At 32.4% G+C, this 22160-nt stretch carries 23 protein-coding genes and 1 other RNA gene; 12 read left to right on the top strand and 12 right to left on the bottom strand.

The window, feature by feature from the left end:
* Positions 1 to 84: 84 nt before the first annotated feature.
* The 3 genes from BLT80_RS09240 (at position 85) to BLT80_RS09230 (ending at position 2290) form a co-directional block, all read left to right on the top strand.
* A complete protein-coding gene (locus tag BLT80_RS09240; protein ID WP_092467343.1) occupies positions 85 to 1182 on the top strand; it encodes a heparan-alpha-glucosaminide N-acetyltransferase domain-containing protein in 1098 nt (365 codons plus the stop codon).
* Between the two features lie 35 nt (positions 1183 to 1217).
* Entirely contained in the window at positions 1218 to 1670 is a 453-nt protein-coding gene (locus tag BLT80_RS09235) for a hypothetical protein (protein WP_092467342.1), read from the top strand.
* Positions 1671 to 1813: 143 nt separating this feature from the next.
* Positions 1814 to 2290 (top strand): nuclear transport factor 2 family protein, encoded by a 477-nt coding sequence (locus tag BLT80_RS09230; RefSeq protein ID WP_092467341.1) that lies wholly within the window; start codon positions 1814 to 1816, stop codon positions 2288 to 2290.
* A 112-nt stretch (positions 2291 to 2402) separates the two neighbouring features.
* Here BLT80_RS09230 and BLT80_RS09225 read toward each other — a convergent pair whose 3' ends face one another.
* The 7 genes from BLT80_RS09225 to BLT80_RS09195 form a co-directional block, all read right to left on the bottom strand.
* Entirely contained in the window at positions 2403 to 2951 is a 549-nt protein-coding gene (locus BLT80_RS09225; RefSeq protein WP_092467340.1) for a 1-acyl-sn-glycerol-3-phosphate acyltransferase, read from the bottom strand.
* Position 2952: 1 nt separating this feature from the next.
* Complete coding sequence (locus tag BLT80_RS09220; RefSeq protein WP_245710200.1) at positions 2953 to 4035, bottom strand: iron-containing alcohol dehydrogenase family protein; 1083 nt, start codon at positions 4033 to 4035, stop codon at positions 2953 to 2955.
* A gap of 41 nt (positions 4036 to 4076) precedes the next feature.
* Positions 4077 to 4700, bottom strand: a complete 624-nt coding sequence (locus tag BLT80_RS09215) for a CatA-like O-acetyltransferase (protein WP_092467339.1) — start codon at positions 4698 to 4700, stop codon at positions 4077 to 4079.
* A 1-nt stretch (position 4701) separates the two neighbouring features.
* On the bottom strand, positions 4702 to 5409 hold the full coding sequence (locus BLT80_RS09210) for an HAD family hydrolase (RefSeq protein ID WP_092467338.1): 708 nt from the start codon (positions 5407 to 5409) through the stop codon (positions 4702 to 4704).
* Positions 5400 to 6128, bottom strand: a complete 729-nt coding sequence (gene kdsB / locus BLT80_RS09205; protein ID WP_092467337.1) for a 3-deoxy-manno-octulosonate cytidylyltransferase — start codon at positions 6126 to 6128, stop codon at positions 5400 to 5402. The genes BLT80_RS09210 and kdsB overlap by 10 nt, the downstream gene beginning before the upstream one ends.
* Positions 6129 to 6190: 62 nt before the next feature.
* Positions 6191 to 6748 (bottom strand): DUF4126 domain-containing protein, encoded by a 558-nt coding sequence (locus BLT80_RS09200; protein ID WP_092467336.1) that lies wholly within the window; start codon positions 6746 to 6748, stop codon positions 6191 to 6193.
* Between the two features lie 7 nt (positions 6749 to 6755).
* Positions 6756 to 8195 (bottom strand): ATP-dependent DNA helicase, encoded by a 1440-nt coding sequence (locus tag BLT80_RS09195; RefSeq protein WP_092467335.1) that lies wholly within the window; start codon positions 8193 to 8195, stop codon positions 6756 to 6758.
* A 155-nt stretch (positions 8196 to 8350) separates the two neighbouring features.
* Here BLT80_RS09195 and BLT80_RS09190 point away from each other — a divergent pair, with 155 nt between their 5' ends.
* From BLT80_RS09190 to BLT80_RS09175, 4 genes are all read left to right on the top strand, one after another.
* Complete coding sequence (locus BLT80_RS09190) at positions 8351 to 9076, top strand: hypothetical protein (protein WP_092467334.1); 726 nt, start codon at positions 8351 to 8353, stop codon at positions 9074 to 9076.
* 1 nt (position 9077) lies between these two features.
* The gene (locus tag BLT80_RS09185; protein WP_092467333.1) at positions 9078 to 9884 is read left to right on the top strand and encodes a DUF3822 family protein; all 807 of its coding nucleotides are present in this window, start codon (positions 9078 to 9080) and stop codon (positions 9882 to 9884) included.
* Positions 9884 to 10420 (top strand): 16S rRNA (guanine(966)-N(2))-methyltransferase RsmD, encoded by a 537-nt coding sequence (rsmD, locus tag BLT80_RS09180; RefSeq protein WP_092467332.1) that lies wholly within the window; start codon positions 9884 to 9886, stop codon positions 10418 to 10420. Before BLT80_RS09185 ends, rsmD begins: the two co-directional genes overlap by 1 nt.
* Before the next feature lie 180 nt (positions 10421 to 10600).
* Complete coding sequence (locus tag BLT80_RS09175; protein WP_092467331.1) at positions 10601 to 11125, top strand: sigma-70 family RNA polymerase sigma factor family protein; 525 nt, start codon at positions 10601 to 10603, stop codon at positions 11123 to 11125.
* 52 nt (positions 11126 to 11177) lie between these two features.
* Here BLT80_RS09175 and rnpB read toward each other — a convergent pair.
* Positions 11178 to 11488, bottom strand: an RNA gene (gene rnpB, locus BLT80_RS09170) — RNase P RNA component class A.
* Positions 11489 to 11589: 101 nt separating this feature from the next.
* Between rnpB and dnaX the strand changes: the two genes are divergently transcribed.
* The 3 genes from dnaX to miaE all read left to right on the top strand — a co-directional run bounded on the left by dnaX (position 11590) and on the right by miaE (position 14714).
* Complete coding sequence (gene dnaX / locus BLT80_RS09165) at positions 11590 to 13314, top strand: DNA polymerase III subunit gamma/tau (protein WP_092467330.1); 1725 nt, start codon at positions 11590 to 11592, stop codon at positions 13312 to 13314.
* A 231-nt stretch (positions 13315 to 13545) separates the two neighbouring features.
* The gene (locus BLT80_RS09160) at positions 13546 to 14130 is read left to right on the top strand and encodes a hypothetical protein (RefSeq protein WP_092467329.1); all 585 of its coding nucleotides are present in this window, start codon (positions 13546 to 13548) and stop codon (positions 14128 to 14130) included.
* A gap of 2 nt (positions 14131 to 14132) precedes the next feature.
* Entirely contained in the window at positions 14133 to 14714 is a 582-nt protein-coding gene (gene miaE, locus BLT80_RS09155; protein WP_092467328.1) for a MiaE family protein, read from the top strand.
* A gap of 80 nt (positions 14715 to 14794) precedes the next feature.
* Here the strand turns inward: miaE and BLT80_RS09150 are convergent, their stop codons facing one another.
* From BLT80_RS09150 to BLT80_RS09135, 4 genes are all read right to left on the bottom strand, one after another.
* Complete coding sequence (locus BLT80_RS09150; RefSeq protein ID WP_092467327.1) at positions 14795 to 15325, bottom strand: porin family protein; 531 nt, start codon at positions 15323 to 15325, stop codon at positions 14795 to 14797.
* 105 nt (positions 15326 to 15430) lie between these two features.
* The gene (locus tag BLT80_RS09145) at positions 15431 to 16336 is read right to left on the bottom strand and encodes a Ppx/GppA phosphatase family protein (RefSeq protein WP_092467326.1); all 906 of its coding nucleotides are present in this window, start codon (positions 16334 to 16336) and stop codon (positions 15431 to 15433) included.
* A gap of 2 nt (positions 16337 to 16338) precedes the next feature.
* Positions 16339 to 18393, bottom strand: a complete 2055-nt coding sequence (gene ppk1, locus BLT80_RS09140) for a polyphosphate kinase 1 (RefSeq protein ID WP_092467325.1) — start codon at positions 18391 to 18393, stop codon at positions 16339 to 16341.
* Positions 18390 to 18878: a SixA phosphatase family protein gene (locus BLT80_RS09135; RefSeq protein WP_092467324.1), complete on the bottom strand. Its 489-nt coding sequence runs from the start codon at positions 18876 to 18878 to the stop codon at positions 18390 to 18392. The genes ppk1 and BLT80_RS09135 overlap by 4 nt, the downstream gene beginning before the upstream one ends.
* Before the next feature lie 326 nt (positions 18879 to 19204).
* Between BLT80_RS09135 and BLT80_RS09130 the strand changes: the two genes are divergently transcribed.
* On the top strand, positions 19205 to 19648 hold the full coding sequence (locus tag BLT80_RS09130; protein ID WP_092467323.1) for a hypothetical protein: 444 nt from the start codon (positions 19205 to 19207) through the stop codon (positions 19646 to 19648).
* A 32-nt stretch (positions 19649 to 19680) separates the two neighbouring features.
* A partial coding sequence (locus tag BLT80_RS09125; RefSeq protein ID WP_449488740.1) for an HYR-like domain-containing protein occupies positions 19681 to 22160 on the top strand: 2480 nt, incomplete at its 3' end.

Below are 22160 nucleotides of genomic sequence, written 5' to 3'. Positions count from 1 at the left end.
AGAGCGTGAGATTATTTTATTCCAGCTCCAAAACACAACATTTGCAGACCAAAATAGTACATTTGCAGACCAACCAATTTTAACTTGAGCACAAACCGTTTGTATTTTATAGATGCTGTAAGGGCATTCGCTATCTTAATGATGCTACAAGGGCATTTTATAGATACACTTTTAGAAGTTTCATACCGAAATCCTATGTATCCGGCTTATAAAGTTTGGGAATACTTAAGGGGTATTACGGCACCAACATTTTTTACGATTTCTGGTCTTATTTTTTCCTATTTAATAATTAGAGCGAAGCAAAACGGAACGATTAAGAAACGTATGCACAAAGGTCTAATACGAGGCGCCATGCTTATTGGTATTGGCTATTTGTTACGTGCGCCTATTTTTGAATGGCTAACGGGTAAATTTCCTGAGTCTTTTTTAGTCATAGATGTACTGCAATGCATAGGACTATCATTAATACTTGTAGTATGTATCTACAAGATTACATTTAAGAAAACCTTGCTGTTTTCAATAATTATGTTACTTCTAGGATTGGCTATTTTTATAACCGAACCCTTATACCGCTATTTGGAATTGCCTAAAGTTCCTATGTTGTTTTCAAATTACTTATCAAAGGCAAATGGTTCTATTTTTACTATAATTCCTTGGTTTGGTTATGTGGCCTTTGGTGCTTTTATAGCTACATTATTTTATCGATATGTGGAACGTCCTAAATTTAAAACAGCTATTGTTTCTGGTTTTTTTGTTGTTGGGATTGCGCTTATTTTCGGCTCTTCTGAAGCATTGATGAGACTCTACTATACCTTCGACATTTCGATTTTAAAAGAGGTTGCTTACTATAATTATCTTTTTACCAGACTAGGCAATGTATTGATTTTGTTCTCTTTATTTTATTTAGCAGAAAACTACATAAAACAACCGTTAATTTTAAAAATTGGTCAAAAAACATTATCCATTTACGTTATTCATTTCATTATCATTTATGGAAGTTTAACGGGGCTTGGACTACACCAGACTATTGGTAGAACTTTAGAGCCGTGGCAAGCTGTAATTGGCGCCCTACTCTTTCTTTCTGTAGTTTGTTTTATCTCATTTTATTATGCCAAAACGAATGAGTTTCTCTATTCTAATTTTCAAAAAATCATTGATAAGATTAAGAAATACACACGTTAAATTCATTACTTTTAGTTCGCTTAAATAATTTTATTATGAATTCATTCCGCATACTAATTCTATTAATTACTTTGTGCTTATTCTCTTGTAACCGCATCGCAAACAAAACTAAAGAAGGTTTAAATAGAGGAGGTGAAATCGTTGGTGAATCTGCGACAGAATTCTTTGATGGTGTTTCGGAAGGAGTTGACAAAACCTTAGAATGCAAAATTGTTTTATCAGATAGCTTATTAAAAAATGGTTTAAAAACAGGCGTCTACACGGTTGATAGTCAAAATCATAATAACAACAATAAACTCACCTTATATTTAATTTTTGAAACAGCGCTGGACACAGAAGTTATCGCTAAAGCTTATAATAAATCTGGATTAGAAATCGGTAGAGCAAAAACCACAATACAAGGACAAAAAGGTGATGCAGGTTATTTTGAGTTTTTATTTGACCAACAGACAGACATCGGTTTTAGAAATACAATTAGTATCGAGTAGAAAAAGACCATCTCGTTAAAGATGGCCTTTACTTTTCATAGCAATTAAATCCCATTCGAAGAAAAGAATATGAGTTAATAGCATTCTACTTACGTATTTTTGTATGGAATGGTTTTACAAATCTTTAAACTAATTTTAACCCTATGGAAAACATCGTAGAAAAATTTTATACAGCTTTAAGTCATTGTGATGGTCAAACGATGGTATCTTGTTATCATGAAGACATTGTTTTTGAAGATCCTGCGTTTGGGATTTTAAAAGGAGAACGCGCTAAAGCCATGTGGTTAATGTTATGCGAATCTCAAAATGGAAAAGGGTTTAATGTTGAATTTTCGGATATAAATACTAACGATAAAACGGGTTCAGCACATTGGGAAGCCATTTATAATTTTAGCAAAACGGGACGAAAAGTACATAATAAGATTGATGCCTCTTTTGAGTTTAAAGATGGCTTAATCATTAAGCATACAGATGAATTCGACTTACATAAATGGGCGAAACAAGCTATGGGCATTAAAGGAATTTTCTTTGGTGGTATGCAGTTCTTTAAAAACAAGCTACAAAGTCAGACAAATTCTATGTTAGATAAGTTTCTAGAATCAAAAAAGCTATCTAATTAAATCAGATAGCTTATTGAGGCAATGTTTCTTTTTAGGGACTTGGAGTTTACTTTATGTTTCATTGCAATATAAATACTTCAATTCTTGTGCCAAATTCTAATAAAATGCAAATCTAACTGTATTCTTTTACCTTTCCTTCTACATCTTTAAAAAAAGTTTTCATTGTTTTAAAATCGGCTTCAATATCATCGGTCGGATAAAAAGGTTCTGATATTTTATTCTGTTTGTTCTTAAAATCTAAAGTAAACATTATAATAGGCACATTGGCCTTTTTGGCGATATAGTAAAACCCTGTTTTCCAATTTTCTACTTTTTTTCTCGTGCCTTCTGGCGCTAATGTTAATCGGAATTCATCAGTGTCATTAAATAATTTTGCAATAGCTTCTACTTTATTTTGACCAGAGGTTCTATCTAATGCGCGACCACCAATGGCTCTGAAATAATAACCAAATGGCCAAGTAAACAATTCTTTCTTACCAACAAAATTGGTTTTAACATTGGTTATTTTACGTAGCAAAACTCCCATATAAAAATCATGCCAACTGGTATGAGGCACTGCAATAATGACTGCTTTTTTAATAGTATCTTTTGAAAAGTTAGTATTACCAACAACCTTCCAACCTAATACTTTAAAATATATGAATTTTGCTAACCAGCGCATGTTACATTTTTTTATATAACTCTTGAAGCTTTTGTCTGGTCATAATTGTTTTCCAGTTTTTACCAATAGCATTTTCCCAAAGAGGTTCTAAACTTAGTGCAACGTCAATCATAATGTCAAACTGATCTTGCTCTAAATCTGCACAAATGCCCAGAGGTATTTCAATATTATGTTTGGCTTTCATCTGTTTAAAAATAGCCACTCCTTCAGGATAAAACTCTTCTAAATGATCAAATACAATACAGTTTCCGATACCATGTTTAACTCCTAAAAGATAACCTAAACCATAACTCATAGCATGTGCTACACCAACTTGCGAATAGGCAATACTCATGCCTCCATGCCAAGAAGCCATCATTAATTTATCTTGTGATTCTTCAGGACTTAATGAATCTCCTAAGAATATGTCCTTACAAAGTTCATATGCTTTTTCGCCATAACTTTGGCTAAATGCATTTAAATATGTTCCTGTAAGCGACTCTACACAATGTACAAAGCAATCCATACCTGTATAAAACCACTGATCTTTTGGAACATCTTTAGTTAATTCCGGATCTAAAATTACTTGATCAAAAGGCGTATAATCACTATTTATACCGAGCTTACGAACCGGACCAGTTAAAATTGTAGTTCTAGAAACTTCTGCTCCCGTACCAGAAATTGTTGGAATACCAACATGATAAATCGCAGCATGCTTAATTAAGTCCCAACCTTGGTAATCTTTAGATTCACCTTTATTGGTTAGCATTAAAGACACTGCTTTTGCAATATCTAAAACTGTTCCTCCACCAATACCAATAATACCAGATGGAAGTTCACTATATTCTAATATAATATCTTCAACTAACTGATCTATTTGACCTGTGCTAGGCTCTTCTTTGGTAGGTACATATATAATTTTATCCTTATAGGACAATGTAATGCGAGACGTTAACCAATGATTGCCTTTAAAGACATCATCAACATAAAATATAAATGGTGCGTTGCGTCCTTTGCGCTTTAGAGCGAGGATTTCATCGAGTTGATTAAAACTTCCTCGTCCAAAAACAACTCTGGACACCATTGGATAATTTTTGAATATCATTTACTTTATATCTTTAACAAAAATAACAACTTAGTTTATATTTAATAACTATTTAAATGAAATTGTAATCTTTCATTAAATAGCCCAATATGATAGCCATCTACCAAGGCGTGATTAACACTGATAGCGACTTGCATTTCTTTTTTTGCTCCTATACTTTCCATTTTACTGAATGCTAATTTAGGAACGGAATCTTTTTCTCCTTTAAAGGGTTCTTTATGCCCTGTAAAACCTACCCAGGGTAAGGATGAACAATGTACACAACCCATTGAATCTACAGGAGGAAATAAATCATTAGAATTAAAAATTCTTTCTTTTTCTTTAAAAAAATTAGCTTGAAATTCTAAAATATTTTCATCATAATTTATAAACGAAAACCCAAAGGTTTTATTAGGTCTTAAGATGGTCGCTGATGCATGTATGGTATCAAATACAACAACCTCGTTAGATGCGTTTATTCTATATTTAAAATTTTCAATTTCATTAATAGCTTGCATGGTCGCATGCAAATATTTCACAAAAAAGGACACTTCATTAGAACGCGAAAACTCATAAGCTTTAGTCACATCTACCTTAAAGGTTACACCAAAATAAGGATCTACGAAGGTGTTAAAAAACTCAAAGTGAGCTTGTCTGTTCCAAGTATGTTTATCGAGTATTTTCAAATTATGAATTAAAAAAATCTAAAATTTCCGTTAAACATTCTACGGTTTTATATTCAGAACCGTTGGCTTCTTTTTTAGTCACCTTTTCATGTTCCCAAGTAGTATGAAATGGTACATGAATAGCTTGCGATCCAATTTTTACTAAAGGCAAAATATCAGATTTCAATGAGTTTCCAACCATTAAAAAGGACTCTGGCTCAATATCTAATCGCTTTAACAATTGTGTATAATTAGTTTCATGCTTTTCACTTAAGACTTCTATATGATGAAAGTATTTTAACAATCCTGATTTTTCTAATTTTCGTTCTTGATCTAATAAATCACCTTTTGTCGCGACAATTAACTTATAATGTTTAGATAATGTTTTTAACACCTCTTCTACCCCATCTAACAGCTCAATCGGTTTATTAATCATGTCTTTACCTATGATTAATATTTTGGAAATAATAGCGTTAGAAACTGTTCCGTTAGATAATTCTACAGCCAATTCAATCATAGACAAAATAAAACCTTTTACACCATAACCGTATGTTGGAAGGTTTACAATTTCCATTCTAAATAGCTCTTGGTCTATTTTATTTGGTGTTTCGTAATGCGATAATAGTCTCCCTACTTCTTCTTCCGCTTCTCTAAAATAGGTTTCGTTTACCCACAGCGTATCGTCGGCATCGAAGCCTATTACTTTTATGTTACTGTAATCTACTTCCACAAACGTTTCGCTTTTTCTAAATCTTCTGGTGTGTCAATTTCTACACCTTGTATTTTAGTTTCTACCATTTTAATACGCTTTCCATATTCTAAATATCTGATGCATTCAATTTTCTCAGACGCTTCAAGAAATTGCATTGGTAAAACCGCAAAATCTAATAAGGCTTGCTTTCTAAAGGCATAAATTCCTTTGTGCTTAAAATAACGCGCGCCAACATCTTTACCTCTTGGAAACGGAATTGGGCTTCGCGAAAAATACAAAGCAAAATTCTGCTGATCTACGATAACTTTTACGGTGTTTGGGTTATTTATTTCTTCTAAATCTGTGATTTCAACCATTAAGGATGCTAAATCAATTTCCTTATTAGTATCACCTTTAAAAACGTCAATCACTTTTGCTAAACTTTCACCTTCTGTAAAAGGTTCATCTCCTTGTACATTAATGACAATATCACACTCTACATTTGCCACTGCTTCAGCAATTCTGTCACTTCCAGATTCGTGTTCTTTTATGCTCATAATGGCTTTTCCTCCATTATTAACAATCTCATTAAAAATGATGTCACTATCTGTCACCACATAGACCTCGCTAAATAAATTAGTCGCTACAGTAGCTTCATAAGTTCTAAGAATTACAGATTTTCCTGCTAAATTCTGCATCAATTTTCCTGGAAATCGAGATGCACTATAACGTGCAGGAATCATGGATATAATTTTCATCTATATGATTTGTATAATGAATTCATTCAATTTCAAAAATAAGGTTTATAAGATGATTTCTGTCACTTTGAACGTAACTTTTTATAGAGTTTATAAACCAAATAAAATATGAATAATACTAAAATAAAAGCCAGAATCGGTAAAAAGATGGAGACAATGGACATTACAACAGACGTCCCTGTTTCAATGGTTGACACTACTGGGTTTCCAAAGCCTGCAGTAGAAACTGTTGATCCCAAACGCGTTGCACTTGCAGTACTCTTTACGGCAGCTGCAGTTCCTCCTCCTGCTATAATAGCTAAAGCCCAAGTAATCACTGGACTTAAATCTGCAACCGTCGAAACCATAACCGCAGTACCTGCAATGGTAGCTAAAGGAATGGCGATGCTATCTAATAAATTATCAACCACCGGAATGTAATACGCTACAATTTCGACTAAAGTTGCGATACCTAGAGTAATCACAGCTGCTGTACTACCAATCCATTGCCAAGATTCATTTAGTTCCCACACATTAAAATAGGCAGCTAAACTTAAGGCGAACAATGGCAAAAAGACTCTAAATCCTACAGAAGCTGAAAGTCCGATGCCTAAAAAAATACTTAGAATTGTTTCTGTCATAACGTAATTAGTTTGAATCTTTTTCTACAAACATTTCATCTTTAAAACCTATTAGATATAGTTTTTCTTTAGCTCTAGTAATCGCTGTATATAACCAACGAATATAATCTCTATCCATACCATTTGGCAAATACGGTTGTTCTACAAAAATGGTGTTCCACTGACCACCTTGCGATTTATGGCAAGTAATTGCATAAGAAAATTTTACTTGTAAGGCGTTGAAAAACTTATTGTTCTTTACTCCTAAAAAGCGTTTATATTTTGTTTCACCTTCATAATCCTTAGATACTTCTTGGTATAATCGGTTTGATTCTTCGTAACTTAATGAGGCACTTTCAACATCTATAGTATCTAAAAGTAGTACGGTTTCAAAGGGTGTCATATTAGGATAATCTACCATTCTTAACTTTACCTCTGCAAATCTAAAACCGTATAATTCTTTAATGCTAAAAATCTCCAAGACTTCAATAATATCTCCATTGGCAATAAAACCAGCTTCGCTTGTAGGTTTTAACCAAAAATAATTATTCTTAACCACCATTAAATAATCTCCTGCGGACAACTCCGTCTCATTAAATAAAATACGTTGTCTTATTTGTTGGTTATAAGCATTAGCACGTTTGTTACTTCTGACAATAATTGCCGTTTCCTCGTAACCATCGGCACTGTAGGCATCATTAATGGCATCCATAATTTCGTAGCCGTCTATTAACCGTACACTATCTGTAAACCCATTGAGATCAAATTTAAAACTCTCGTAAAAATTAGATTCTAAAACTGCTCTAAGCTCTGTGGCGTTACTTAAAATACCAGAGCCTTGTTCTTGTCGTACAACTTCATCCAATTCAATTCCAACAACATCTTTATTATAATTTAAACTGAGTCTGTTTTCATCTAAGGCCGGACTTAAATCCGATTTTACAGGTGGTAACTGCGCTTTATCTCCAATTAAAAGTAATTTACACTCATGACCAGAATACACATATTGCATTAAATCATCTAGTAAAGAGCTACTATCAAATGATTTTGTATCCGAAGGAGTATCTGGTATCATGGAAGCTTCATCTACAATAAAAATAGTATTGCGATGCTTATTCGGTTGCATTACAAAATTGACACCACCTCCTTTATCTTTTTTAGGGAAATAGATTTTTTTATGAATGGTAAAGGCCTCTTTTTTCGAATAATTAGAAATAACCTTAGCTGCTCTTCCTGTTGGAGCTAATAAAACAGCATTTTTTTTTGCTTGCCACAAATTTGAAACTATGGTACCGATGATGCTTGTTTTTCCAGTTCCAGCATACCCTTTTAATAAGTAAATTGAATTTTTGTTAGTATCAAAAATAAACTGAGATAACTGCATTAACACCATGTCTTGCTTAGAAGTTGGCGCAAATGGAAATTTAGATTTTAGTAGCGAATAGAATGCAGATGCATTAGAAATCATAGAGAAAATAAATATATAGCAAGATAGTATTATTCTCTCTTTTTAAAGCGCATATTTCATTTAGTTCGTTATTTTTAATCTTTTTTATTTTAGATAGTTTTAGCGAACAAAAAAAAATTGTAGATTTGCGATAGACCTAATAAATAAAAACTAATATGGAAGTAATTATAGCAATTGTAGTTATTATAGTATTAACCATTGGAATTGTATGGTTAATAGACAAATTTGTGCCAAAAAAAATAAAACCAGTAATTAATATCGTATTATGGGTCTTAATATTTTTCTTAGGTTACAAGACTTATATGTCTGTATACAAAGAAATCGAATTTAACCAATTAAAAGAAAAACGTTTTGCCTTAGTTATTGATCGTCTAATTGATGTTAGAGATGCGCAATTAGCATATAAAGATGTTAACGGAACTTACACTGATAGTTTTGATAAATTAATTAACTTCGTAGAGACTGGTAAAGTGCCAATTACACAAAGACGTGATACTTTGGTATTAGATGAAGAGAGAACAAAGTTATTTGGTGGAGTTGAAACCATGAAAACCATAACTTTAATAGACACCTTAAGTTTTTACTCTGTTAAAGATTCATTATTTAAAGGTAGTGACCGTTATAAAACCATGATGAATGTAGGCGTTGGAAAAGAAGGTGCTAAATTCAAACTTCAAGCTGGCAAATTAGAAGAATTTGCTGTATTTGAAGCAAGCGTCGAAAAATCTGTTATCTTAGATGACCAAGAGCCTTACTTAGTAGAAAAAGAAAATCAGGTTGTATCTGTAGATGGTGTTAACGGACCAACTTTAAAAGTAGGATCTATGACCGAAGTATTCACAAAAGGAAACTGGCCAAAAAGTTACACAAATAAAGAATAGTTTGAAAATAAATGATATTAAAGAACTGTCCATTCAAATTAATTTGAATGGGCTTTCTTTTTGTATTCTAAATAGAACTCAAAACACCCTTGAATTTCTCAAAACAATTCCGTTTGAGCAGAAAACGACTCCTATTGAAGTTCTCAATTATTTAAAAGCAGAGTTAAGTAGTAACACCGTTTTTTCTGAAGATTTTAATGCTGTGTTAGTGATTCATCAAAATGAATTAGCAACATTAGTCCCTGAAGAATTGTATAATGTTGAGCATAAGGCCGACTATTTAAAATTCAACTCAAAAATACTGAGAAACGATTTTATTACAGAAGATGACATCGCTATAAATAATAGCGTTAATGTTTATGTTCCCTATGTAAATATTAATAATTACATCTTTGATACGTTTGGAGAATTTGTTTATAAGCACGCGTCAAGTGTTCTTATCAATTCACATCTACAACATACAGAAACCAAAGAAGAACCAATAGTTTATCTCAATATTAATAAAAGCACTGTTGAAGTATTAGTCATTGAGAAAAACAAACTTCAACTATTTAATGTTTTCGAATACTTCAGTAAAGAAGATTTTCTCTATTACATTTTATTTGTGTTTGAACAGTTAAAACTAGATGTAGAAACTACTTCAATTGAATTAAGTGGTAATATTGATAAAGATGATGATCTATACAATGTACTTTACACCTATGTAAGGCATGTTCATTTTATAGATAAAGATTATAAATTTTCGGTATCCACTGATATAGATAGACGTTATTTGCATAAACATTTTTTAATCTTAAATTCTTTTTAATGCGTATTATATCCGGATTGTTTAAAGGCAGACGTATTACAGCTCCTAAAAAATTACCTGTTAGACCAACAACTGATATGGCAAAAGAAGCATTGTTTAACATCTTAAATAATCAATATTATTTTGATGATATTTCGGTCTTGGATCTGTTTTCAGGAACAGGAAACATAAGCTATGAATTTGCATCAAGAGGTACTGAGCACATTACAGCTGTTGATGAAAATTTCGGTTGTATCAAATTTATAAATGAAACCGCTGAAGCTTTCGAAATGACGATCAGCACTATTAAAAGTGATGTTTTTAAATTTCTTGAGAAATCAAAACAAAAGCATAGTATTATTTTTGCCGATCCGCCTTATAATTTTGAATTAGATGCTTTTTCTAAAATTCCGGAATTAGTTTTTAAGAATGAATTACTTGAGGAAGAAGGAGTATTGGTTGTAGAGCATTCTAAACATACTGACTTAAGTCAGCTAGAACATTACTCACATTCCAAAGGCTATGGTGGGAATATGTTTAGTTTTTTCTCAAAGTAACTCACTATCAGATTCGTAGGTTAATTCCTAATTAAATAAATTCACTAACTTAGTAACCTTAAGTAACTTCCCTATAATTATTATCATCCTACTGATTTTAATAGCTCCACCTATTACGTGTTTTTGCTCCAAAATTGATTTGTAACTATTAATCAATTATATAATTTAAAAACAGCTATTATGAAAATCTCAAAAAAGGTTATTATTCTGTCATTTCTATTCCTAGGCATCAGTTTTATTACCAACGCACAAGAAAGTAAAGTGACCATTGAATTTAAAAATGCAGAAACAGCAGCAGAACTCATTAGAACTTACACTGAATCATTACAAAAAGGAGACGTAAATGCTATGAACTCTCAACTTCATGAAAAAGCCATGATATATGGATTAGGCGGAGGCTTAGACTCCTTAAACGTACAACAACATAAAGAATACTACACTAACAGCACCAACCAATTTAAACACTCCATAAGCGGAGATTTATATTTACCCGTAAAAGTTGAAAACAACTGGAATGAAGGTGAATGGATATTATCTTGGGGAACAAACACAATTACGAACAAAAAAACAGGACAAGAAATTGTAATCCCATACCATACAGCTTCTTTGATTCAAGATAATAAAATTATATATATACGCTACTACTACGATATGCTTAACGTATTAACAACTCAAGGTTATACGATTACACCTCCAAAAAAATAACTAAAACCTTTATATAAACACAAAAACCATCTATTTCTAGATGGTTTTTTTATGCTTAAGTAAATCTATAAGCCGAATTCTGTACTCTAATAAAAGAGCCCTTATCATTTATCTACGCTTACTGTTGCCAGCAAGCTTTAGCTGTCTACCCTCTAACAATCGCGCGTGTACGCTCAAGCGTTAGTATACATGACATTGCACCACATAGAGTTTACCTGGTTTCACTACAGCATTACCTGTACATACTTTCTGTTGCACTTTTCCTCACCTTACGATGGGTGGCTGTTAACCACTATGATTGCACTATGGTGTTCGGACTTTCCTACCCTAAATAAATTTAGAATCGATAAGGCGATCTACTTGGCGCAAAAGTACATAAATTGTTAATAACTCATGTTAAATTTTGGCAGTAACAATCGCCTATTTATAGGTTATTCTTAAATTTGTAATTCAGTAATTTTTTAATGGAACATTTTGTAGTATCGGCTCGTAAATACAGACCACAAACCTTTAAGGACGTTGTAGGTCAGCAAGCTATTACAAATACTTTACTAAATGCCATTGAAAACAATCACTTAGCCCAAGCTTTATTATTTACAGGTCCTCGTGGTGTTGGTAAAACAACGTGCGCACGTATTTTATCTAAAATGATTAATAGTGATGGCAATACAAGTGAAGATGAAGATTTTGCTTTTAATATTTTTGAATTAGATGCCGCTTCTAACAACTCAGTAGATGATATTAGAAGCTTAACAGATCAAGTTCGTATTCCTCCGCAAGTTGGAAAATACAAAGTCTATATTATTGATGAGGTACATATGTTATCTCAAGCGGCTTTTAATGCCTTTTTGAAGACTTTAGAAGAGCCACCAAAGCACTGTATTTTCATTTTAGCAACGACTGAAAAGCATAAAATCATTCCGACCATATTATCGCGTTGTCAGATTTTCGATTTTAAACGCATTACGGTTTCTGACGCTAAAGAGTACTTAAAATATATAGCCAAAGAACAAGGGATTGACGCTGAAGATGATGCGCTTCATATTATTGCTCAAAAAGCAGATGGAGCCATGCGAGACGCCTTATCTATTTTTGATCGTGTGGTTAGTTTCTCGGGTAAAAACTTAACCAGACAAGCCGTTACTGAAAATTTAAACGTACTAGATTACGAAACGTATTTTACGAGTACGGATTTAATCTTAGAAAATAAGATTCCAGATTTACTAGTACAATTCAATACCATTATTTCTAAAGGCTTTGATGGTCATCATTATATTGCAGGTTTGGCCTCTCACTTTAGAGACCTCATGGTTTGTAAGAATCCAGCAACCATTCCATTGTTAGAAGTTGGTGAAGATACCAGTCTGAAATATATGGAACAATCCAAGAAAACAACACATAGTTTTCTAATGGAAGGCATTCGGCTAGCCAATGACTGTGATTTAAAATATAAGACTAGTAAAAATCAACGTTTACTCGTTGAGTTAACACTTATGCAACTTGCCTCTATCACTTTTGATGGAGAAAAAAAAAATCTTAAGCACTTCATAATTCCTCCTTCGTATTTTAAAGCGAGAGGTATTACCCCTATTCCTGTTACGAAACCGAAAACGGATGTTGAACCATCTAAAAATCCTATTGCAGCAAAACCAATTGTAACAAAAAAAGAAGCGGTTTCTGTAGTTGCAGAACCTGTCACAATTCCCAAAATCTCTATAAATCAACCAAAGAAGTCAACCTCAGGCTTATCCTTAAAGAGTATTAGAGAAAAGAAGGAGCATCAATTACGCCAAATGGAAGTGGTTATTGATGAAGACAACCTTCCTAAAGAGCCCGTAACACAAGAAGCTTTAAGTGAAGCATGGAAACTGTACACCGCTCAGATGGACAAGAAAGGTGAAAAAATCATGGCCTCTATCTTACAAATGGATCACCCAAGACTAGAAGGTACAACCATTTATTTAACCTATTCTAATAACACCAATAAGATTGAATTAGAACGTGCTGAGTTTCCTTTAATGGCTTTTTTGAAGAAAAAATTACTTAATTACGATCTTAAATTAGATATTACAGTTAATGAAGAGGTTGCTAAAAAATATGCCTTTACACCAATAGAGAAATACGAAAAGCTTAAAGAAAAGAATCCGAATATTGAAGTGTTACGGCAGATGTTTGGGCTTGATATTTAGATTAAAACATCATCCATTCTGAAAACGCATAACCTATGAAAAAAAAACTTACCTTTAATCATCATTATTGTTAGCGTTCTTGTAACTATTGCTCATTTTATATTCACAGAAAAATTTGATCGCGGTTTTTGGCTGTCTGTAACATCAAGTGCTTTAGTTATTATAGCGATGGTTTTAACAATTATAGAAAGGAAAAAATAAAGACCCAACTCGTCTTAAAAATTAAAACTGATGAAACATTTACTAGGATTTTTAATCATTACCATATTAGGATTCACAAGCTGTGAAGGCCGAAAAACACAAAGCCAGGCGCTATCTGAAAGCATTCAAGAATTCAAAAAAACAGTGAATTTTGAAACCAATGTTTATATTCCTGAAACCTATTTAGAACAAGAAATTGACACTTTAATGAGTAATGGTTTTCGTGTAAAAATAAAGACCTATTCTGACATGTCTAATGCTGTTCGTTTTTCTAAAATAAAAGATACTATTAACTATCAAACCTATTATAGAAATTTTAAGTTCGATGTTAGTGTTACCAAAGACAACAAACTGATTTATAATGAAAGTTTTGACAAGCAAAAAGTAAACAAAGACTTTAATTATAGTGCCAATTTAGTTGCTGGCTCTGACCTATATAACTTTGATACTTTGGCGGTTTTAAAAACTATCCAAGTTAACGATGACCCTACTTATACAAATATGGTGTTAATTGATATTATGTATGCTATTCCTGAATCTGATAGATATGCTTCACACACTTTATTTATAAATGAAAACGGAAAATCGAATATTGTTCAAGTTGAAGTAAAATAATTATGTTAGGACTAAAATTACCAACCGATCCAAGATGGGTAAATATCGTTGAAAAGAATATTGAAGATATTTTAGTAGATCATGCCTATTGCGAGCAAAAGGCTGCAAGTACAGCGATTTCATTAATTGTAGGTTTCCCTGAATATACAGAGTTAGTACAAGAAATGGTAGAACTCGTCAACGAAGAAATGAGCCATTTTAAAATGGTACACGATTTAATATTAGAAAACGGGTGGACACTTGGTAGAGATCGTAAAGATGATTATGTAATTGCGTTAATCAAGTTCTTTCCAAAAGGAGGAAGCAGAACGACACAATTGGTTCATAGATTATTATATGCAGCCTTAATTGAAGCACGAAGCTGTGAACGTTTTAGATTATTATCTGAAGAATTAGAAGATAAAAAGTTAGCAAAATTCTACCGTAAACTTATGATTAGTGAAGCTGGTCATTACACTATGTTTTTAAATTTTGCAAGAAAGTATGGTGACAGAGCTGAAGTTGACCAAAAATGGGAAGCGCTTTTAGATTTTGAAGCTGATATTATGCGAAACTTAGGGAATAAAGAAACAATTCATGGTTAATCCCATCTTAATTATAACATAATAAAAAAAAAGCCTTAACAAGTGTTAAGACTTTTTTTTTACTATTATAAGTTTCTTATTTAAATTTTGATTCCAAAACCAAATTGAATGACATGATTTTTAGCTTCAAGATCTGTTAAATCTTCATCTAAAATATTTGTAATTCCGTAATAATATCTTGCATCTAAAAACAGCTCATCAGTGATCATATATTCAGCTCCAGCTACACCAGAAAATGCAAAAGTAGAAAACCCATCAGTGTCTTGCCAGGTCTTTAAAGCAATTTGAGGTCCAACTCCTAACATAAGATCGTCGCATAATGAAAACCTTAAAAGAATTGGAAGTTTAATATAATCTGCTCTAATTTCTGGATCCTTACCACCTTCGGCAGACCATTGTAATTCTGTTAACAACGATAAATTATCTGTAACATTAAAATCAACAAAACCACCAAAAGCAAAACCATTTCGGTGTTTATTTTCAAAATTAGCATCTGGATCAAAGTCTAGGTTTGAGACATTTAAAGCTCCTCTTACACCATATTTAATATCTTGAGACATTACAATTGTTGTAAAAGAAACAAATACTAAGGCAAATACATATTTTTTCATAAGTTTTCGATTTGAGATTACGAAGATATATTAAATAATAATTCCCTATCAATTAATAGGTCTAGATAGAAAAAAATCGGACAAATGGATTATTATGTATTAATACTATACTACCACACTAGAAACCGTTTCGTAATACATACTTTTAATAATACCATCTGACAGTCCTATTTTTGGAACATATATGTCTTTTGCTCCACTCCATTTCATGGCAGACAAGTATATTCGGGTTGCAGGAATAATAACGTCTGCCCTATCTTGATTTAGATTTAACTTTGTAATGCGTTCTTCGTAAGAATAATTTTGTAGCATTTTATAATAGCTTGTTAAATAGAAATAGGTTAATGGTTTACCAATATCTTTTCCAGAGATTTTAAAAATCTTATTGATGTTACCACCAGACCCTATTAATTCTATTTTATCGTATTGCTTCGTGTTTTCTTTAATCCAAAGTTCTAACTCTTGCCAGGTTTCACTCTTCACAATATCGTTTAATAATCTTACAGTTCCGATTTTAAACGATCTAGACATTTTTTTAATTCCATTGTGAATGATTGAAAATTCAGTACTACCACCACCAACATCGACATAAAGATATGTTCTATTAGGATTAATAAAAGATTGCAAATCTGTTGCCGCAATTATAGCAGCCTCTTCTTCACCATCAATAGTTTCTATACTAATCCCACAAGTTTCGAGAATTTTCTCAGATAAAGGCGCACTGTTTTTAGCTTCTCTCATAGCAGACGTTGCACACGCTTTGTAACGTGTTACTCCATGAGACTTAATAATCAGACTAAAAGCTTTCATAGTATCTATCATACGCTCTTGGTTATACTCTGATATTTCACCTTTTAGAAATACATCTGCTCCTAATCTAATAGGTACACGAACTAATGAGTTCTTTTTAAAGATTGTCGGTTCATCATCTTGTTCTATAATATTAGAAATTAATAACCTTACGGCATTAGATCCAATATCAATAGCTGCAAATTTCTGTATCTTCAACATAATTATCCTTCTAAATTATTTAAGTAATATTTATATGTATCAAATTGCGCTCTTACTTTCGGATTATCGTTTTTTCGATAAGAATTATCTTGATTTTCGTTTATGACACGTGCTTTAACATTATCATTCCAACAAATATCAAATAAATGTTGTAATTCAACCTTAATATCTTCATCATAAATAGGACAACTGACTTCTACCCTATTATCAATATTTCTGGTCATCCAATCTGCAGATGAAATGTAAATTTTTGGATTGTTTTCATTCGAAAAAATATACAGTCGAGTATGTTCTAGGAATTTATCTATAATGCTGATAACTTCAATATTTTCACTCATACCTTTAACACCTGGCACTAAACAACAAAGCCCTCTTATTATCATCTGAATTTTTACACCAGCCCTACTTGCGTCATATAATTTATCAATCATCTTATAGCTACTAATGCTATTCATCTTAAGTTTTATATAGGCAGGTTTTCCTTTTTTAGCGCTTTCTATCTCCTTATCTATTAAAGCAAATAACTTGGTTCGCGTATAGTGTGGTGAGGTGATAATATGTTTATACCTATTAATTTGGTAATTAACTTCAAAAAAATCAAACACCTTATTGATTTCTTTTAAGATTTTTGCATTTGCAGTCATTAAGGTAAAATCCGTGTAAATTTTTGCGGTGGATTCGTTAAAATTCCCTGTACTAATAAAGCCATATCGTACTAACTTATCATTTTCTTCACGTTCAATAACACACATTTTACAGTGGACCTTTAATCCCGTAACTCCAAAGAACATTTTTATACCTTCATCTTGCATTTGTTCCGCATAATTAATATTTGCTGCTTCATCAAAACGCGCTCTAAGCTCTATGGAAACCGTTACTTTTTTACCGTTTTTAGCCGCATTAATTAAGGAACTGGCCACATGAGAGATTTGAGCCAATCTATAAATAGTAATTTTTATAGTTTTTACTTTTGGATCCAATGCAGCTTCCCTAAGAAACTTAACGATATAAGAAAAGGTATGATAAGGCGTATAAACCATATAGTCCTTTTTTGCTATGGTTTTAAAAATACTCTCTTCTAAACTAAGTCCTTTTACAGGAAGTGGCTTAATTTTCTCATAGAGCAAATCCGTTCTACCTAAACTTGGGAAACTCATATAATCTCTTCGATTATGATATCTGCCTCCAGGAATAATACTCTCTTTTTCATCAATAGACATATGCTTCAGTAAGAAACTTAAAGTGTCCTTATCAATATTCATATCGTAAACAAAGCGCACTGGCTCACCACTTTGTCTGTCTTTAACACTTTCTGAAAGTTTATCTATAAAACTTTTACTTAAATCGCTGTCAAAATCTAACTCACCATCTCTTGTAATCTTAATCATGTGAGCACTAATACTATCATATTTAAAGATGTTGAAAATATCATCTAAACAATATCTTAAAATATCATCGACCATTATAATATAGCTAGCACCATTTATGCTAGGCAATACAACAAAACGATCCATTGTAGAAGAAATCTCTATCAATGCTACCTGATCCTTACTTTCTGAACTAGTCATTTTCACAGTTAAATATGCAGAAATATCCATGAGTTCTGGCAAGGCCACATCTTCATTAAGCATTATTACCACTAACGCAGGACTTAGCTCTTGGTAGAAATAATTTTTTATAAAATCGTGATGAATACCTTCGATTTCGGTTTCATTAATAACATGTATATTCTCTTTTTGAAGCTCTAAATCTATTTCTTCCAAAATCTCCAAACTGTAGCTTTGTTGTGCGATAACAATTTGAGTTATTTCCTCTAATAGATCGCCTGCTTTTATACCACCTAATTCAGATTTACCTCCTTTTCCGGCTTCATAAATTCGTTTTACAGTGGCATACCTAACTTTGAAGAACTCGTCTAAATTATTAGAAAAAATACCTAAAAAACGTAACCTTTCAATGAGAGGCACATCTGTATCTGAGGCTTCTTGCAACACACGCTCATTAAACTTTAACCAACTTAATTCTCTATTAATATATATGTTTTTATCTTTTGTCATTCTTTTAAATCCTTTGGGATTATAATAAATTCTGTCTTTCCTTTTTTTAAATCTTTCCAATCTTCAATATCAAAGGTAAGTTTCACTAAACCACTTGTAGGAAGATTATCTATAAATCTATCCCCAAATATATTAGAAATTGACGTGAAAGCATGATTATGACCGAAAATCATAACCTTATTTAATTCGTTTGATAATGATTTAATAAAGTTAATTACATTTCTCCCATCAAAATCATATAAGTCTTCTACAATTGTAATTCTGCTTTTAGGAATTCCTAGTGATTTAGCAAAAATTTTACATGTACTTAGCGCTCTATTTGCAGGGCTTGAAAACACCATATGGGAAACCTCTTCTTTCATTGCTAACTCCTTAGCTACCAAATTTGAATCATCTATTCCTCTCTGTTTTAATGGTCTTTCATAATCTATTACATCAAATTCCCAAGATGATTTCCCATGTCTTACGAGTAAAATTTCCTTCATATTCTATCGATTAAATACGTTTTTTTTCGACAAAAGGTTGCGTATGTCCGTTTTGACGAGTATATTGCCCCTTCAACTTGATAATTTGAATATCAGTGAAGTTATGAGTTATTTTGATCCGTAAATTTAATGTAAAAGACCCCAAATTAAAAACTATATTAATAAATCCATGTTTTGGTATTTAGATATCAAAATCCCTTCCCTCTAAATATTTTGATTACCCAATTAAACATAATATATGTTTAATTAATAATTGACGTATTTAATTATCAAAAAAAGTAAAACATCGCAAAGCGACCATATAATTTGTTAATCAATTTTTAACTATGAAAACAATAATATCTATCATTTTTGTTGGGCTAAGTTTCTTGTCTAGTTATGGACAAGATTTAAAGCTATCAATTATTCAAAATTCAGATGAACCTGATACAGCAAAAGAGCATTTCTATTTAGTAAAAGTTACTAATACCAGTCGAAAAGCTACATTGTTTTCAGTATCTGCTTTTAACGCAAAATGCAGTAATGAGAAATCGATCGAAACAGACTTTACTCAAGAAATATTAAATAATAACAAAAGTCTTGGAGATAAAGAACATACTATTAAACCTAATGAATCTATGGAAGTATTTGTTAAGCTTACGAAACCAAAAAATTCTAAACTCAACTCATGGAATTGCACTCAGGTCAATGCTATTTCTAAAAACGGCGACGTTATAAGCAATACTGTTAGTATTGAATCCTTCATTCCGGATCCAAAAGATTTCAATTAATCCTACTTAATACAAACTAAACTTTCGGGTTTATGAAAAAAACTACTCAATTCTTCCAATTAAACAAGATCTTACTAGGGCTTACCCTAGTTTTAAGCTTTGCATCCTATGCACAAGTTAAAGAGACTTTTTCACCTCGCTTTAATCAAACGGTTAAGGGAGATATAACAATTATTGCAAACAACATGATCTCTAGAACGTCTACAGGAGATTATACAGGCAATAGTGGAAATCATAGCTACTCTAACAATGTCTATGTTGACATTGATTCTGATAATACCACTTTTAATTCTAGTAGTGCAAATTTCTCTAATCCAGATCCAAGCCAATCGTGTTTAAGTATTAGAAAAGCTTATTTATACTGGGCTGCTGCAGATAAAGAACCTAATAATAATTTAAACTCAGAAAATCAACCTAATTGGAACTACAATGATATTAAACTGATGCTTCCAGGGCAAACGAGTTATACGACATTAACAGCAGATGATGTTATTTTTAGAGGAAGAGATACTCATTTTAGTAATGATCCTTATATATGTTTAAAAGATATAACGGCTGATGTCTTAGCGGTTTCTGATCCTTATGGAAAATATCAAGTAGCCAACGTTGAAGCGAAAACAGGAAGCTTATCAGGACATAATGGCGGAAACACAGGTACATCTGGTGGTTGGCAAATTGTATTTATTTATGAAAGTCCAAATTTACCATCAAAAAACATAAGTCTTTTTGACGGTTATGCCCACGTAAGTGATGGTGATTCTGGTACCGATAAAGATTTTGATATTGATTTTAATGGGTTTCAAACGATTTCTTCAGGTCCTGTAAATGCTAAAGTTGTAATTGGAGCATTAGAAGGAGATAGAGATTTGGCTGGTGATAGACTGCAAATAAAAAATCCTTCAGGTAATTTTGTAGATATTTCTGCTCCCGAAAGATCTTCAAGTAATTTCTTTAATAGTAGAATTACGGTCGGAAACTCTAATTTCACTGATAGAAGTCCAGCAAGCACAAATACCCTTGGTTTTGATGCTGCTGTTTTTGATTTAGATAATGGCGGTTCAAGCAATTCTAAAATTGGTAACAGTCAAAATTCTGCTCAAATTAGATTAACGTCTACCCAAGAGACCTATGGTTTATATTTGTTAGGTTTATCTATTGATGTTTGGGCACCTGATATGAATCCAATTGAAATGGGTTTAACTTCAGGAAGCAATCCTGCAGCGCCTGGTTCAACTTTAGGTTTTGATTTTAACTTACAAAACCTTGGTAATGATAATGCTATAAATCTTCAGGTAGCAACAATTTTGCCGTCTCAATTAGAATTTATCCCAGCTAATCTTCCTAATGGAGTTACATATTCATTCGATATTAACACAAGAGAACTTATCTTTTTTATTCCAGATGGAAATTTGAATGTTGGCAGCCCTCTTTTTAATGTAGGATTCGATTTAAAAGTTAAAGAAGAATGTTATTTTTTAGAAGAAAATTGTGATTTATCATTCGAAATACAATTTGATGCAACTTATAATGGTATACTAAATCCTTCCTTACAAAATACGCTAAGTTCTGCATCTATTGACAACTGTAATGTTGGTGTTCAAGATCCAACAATAATTAATGTAATTCAACCATCAGAAGCTACATGGGCTTCAGCAGAAAATGACTTAGATAGAATAGTTGATTGTAATGACCCTGCTTCACTGGTGGCGGCTCAATCTTTAGAGCCAATCACAGACAAATGTGACTTCACTTACACTAAAGTTTCTGGAAGCTTTGTATCTGATCAAAATTGTTCGAATTCAGGAACATATACTAATACATGGACGTTTACGGATGCATGTGGTCGTACAAGTTCAGAATATGTACAAACGATATCCGTTGGCAATACAAATGGACCAGATTTTAATGAATTAGAATTACCAGAGAATATTACTGTTCAATGCGATGCGATTCCTGATGCACCAGCACTTACAACTTCTGTTAGTTGTGGTACAGCCAATATTTCTTATAATGAAATAAAAACAGATGGAAGTTGTTTAAATCAATTCACGTTAACACGTGTTTGGACTGCTACAGACGACTGTAATAACACCAATGAGCACACACAGATAATTACCGTATTAGATACTACTGATCCTGTTTTAACAATACCGAATGACGAAACTCTTGAGTGTGGAGATAGTACAGATCCTGCCAATACAGGGATAGCGACAGCTACTGATTCTTGTGGAGATGTATCAATCTCCTTTGTAGATGCTTTTGTAGATATTTGCGGAGACGGTAATATTTTTAACAGAAATTCTTCAGCTACTGGAACAACAATGATTACAAGAACTTGGACTGCTACTGATGCATGTGGAAACACAACGTCAGCTGATCAAATCATTACTGTTCAAGATAGTGTTAATCCTATATTAACAGTGCCTAATAATGAAACTGTTGCATGTGGTGATAGTATTAATCCTGCTAATACAGGTACCGCAACAGCTACGGATACTTGTGGTGATGTAAC

The sequence above is a fragment of the Winogradskyella thalassocola genome (assembly GCF_900099995.1).
Taxonomy (GTDB): Bacteria; Bacteroidota; Bacteroidia; order Flavobacteriales; family Flavobacteriaceae; genus Winogradskyella; species Winogradskyella thalassocola.
The sequence above is the reverse complement of the archived record's forward strand: the minus strand, read 5'-3'. Positions and strand labels throughout refer to the sequence as shown.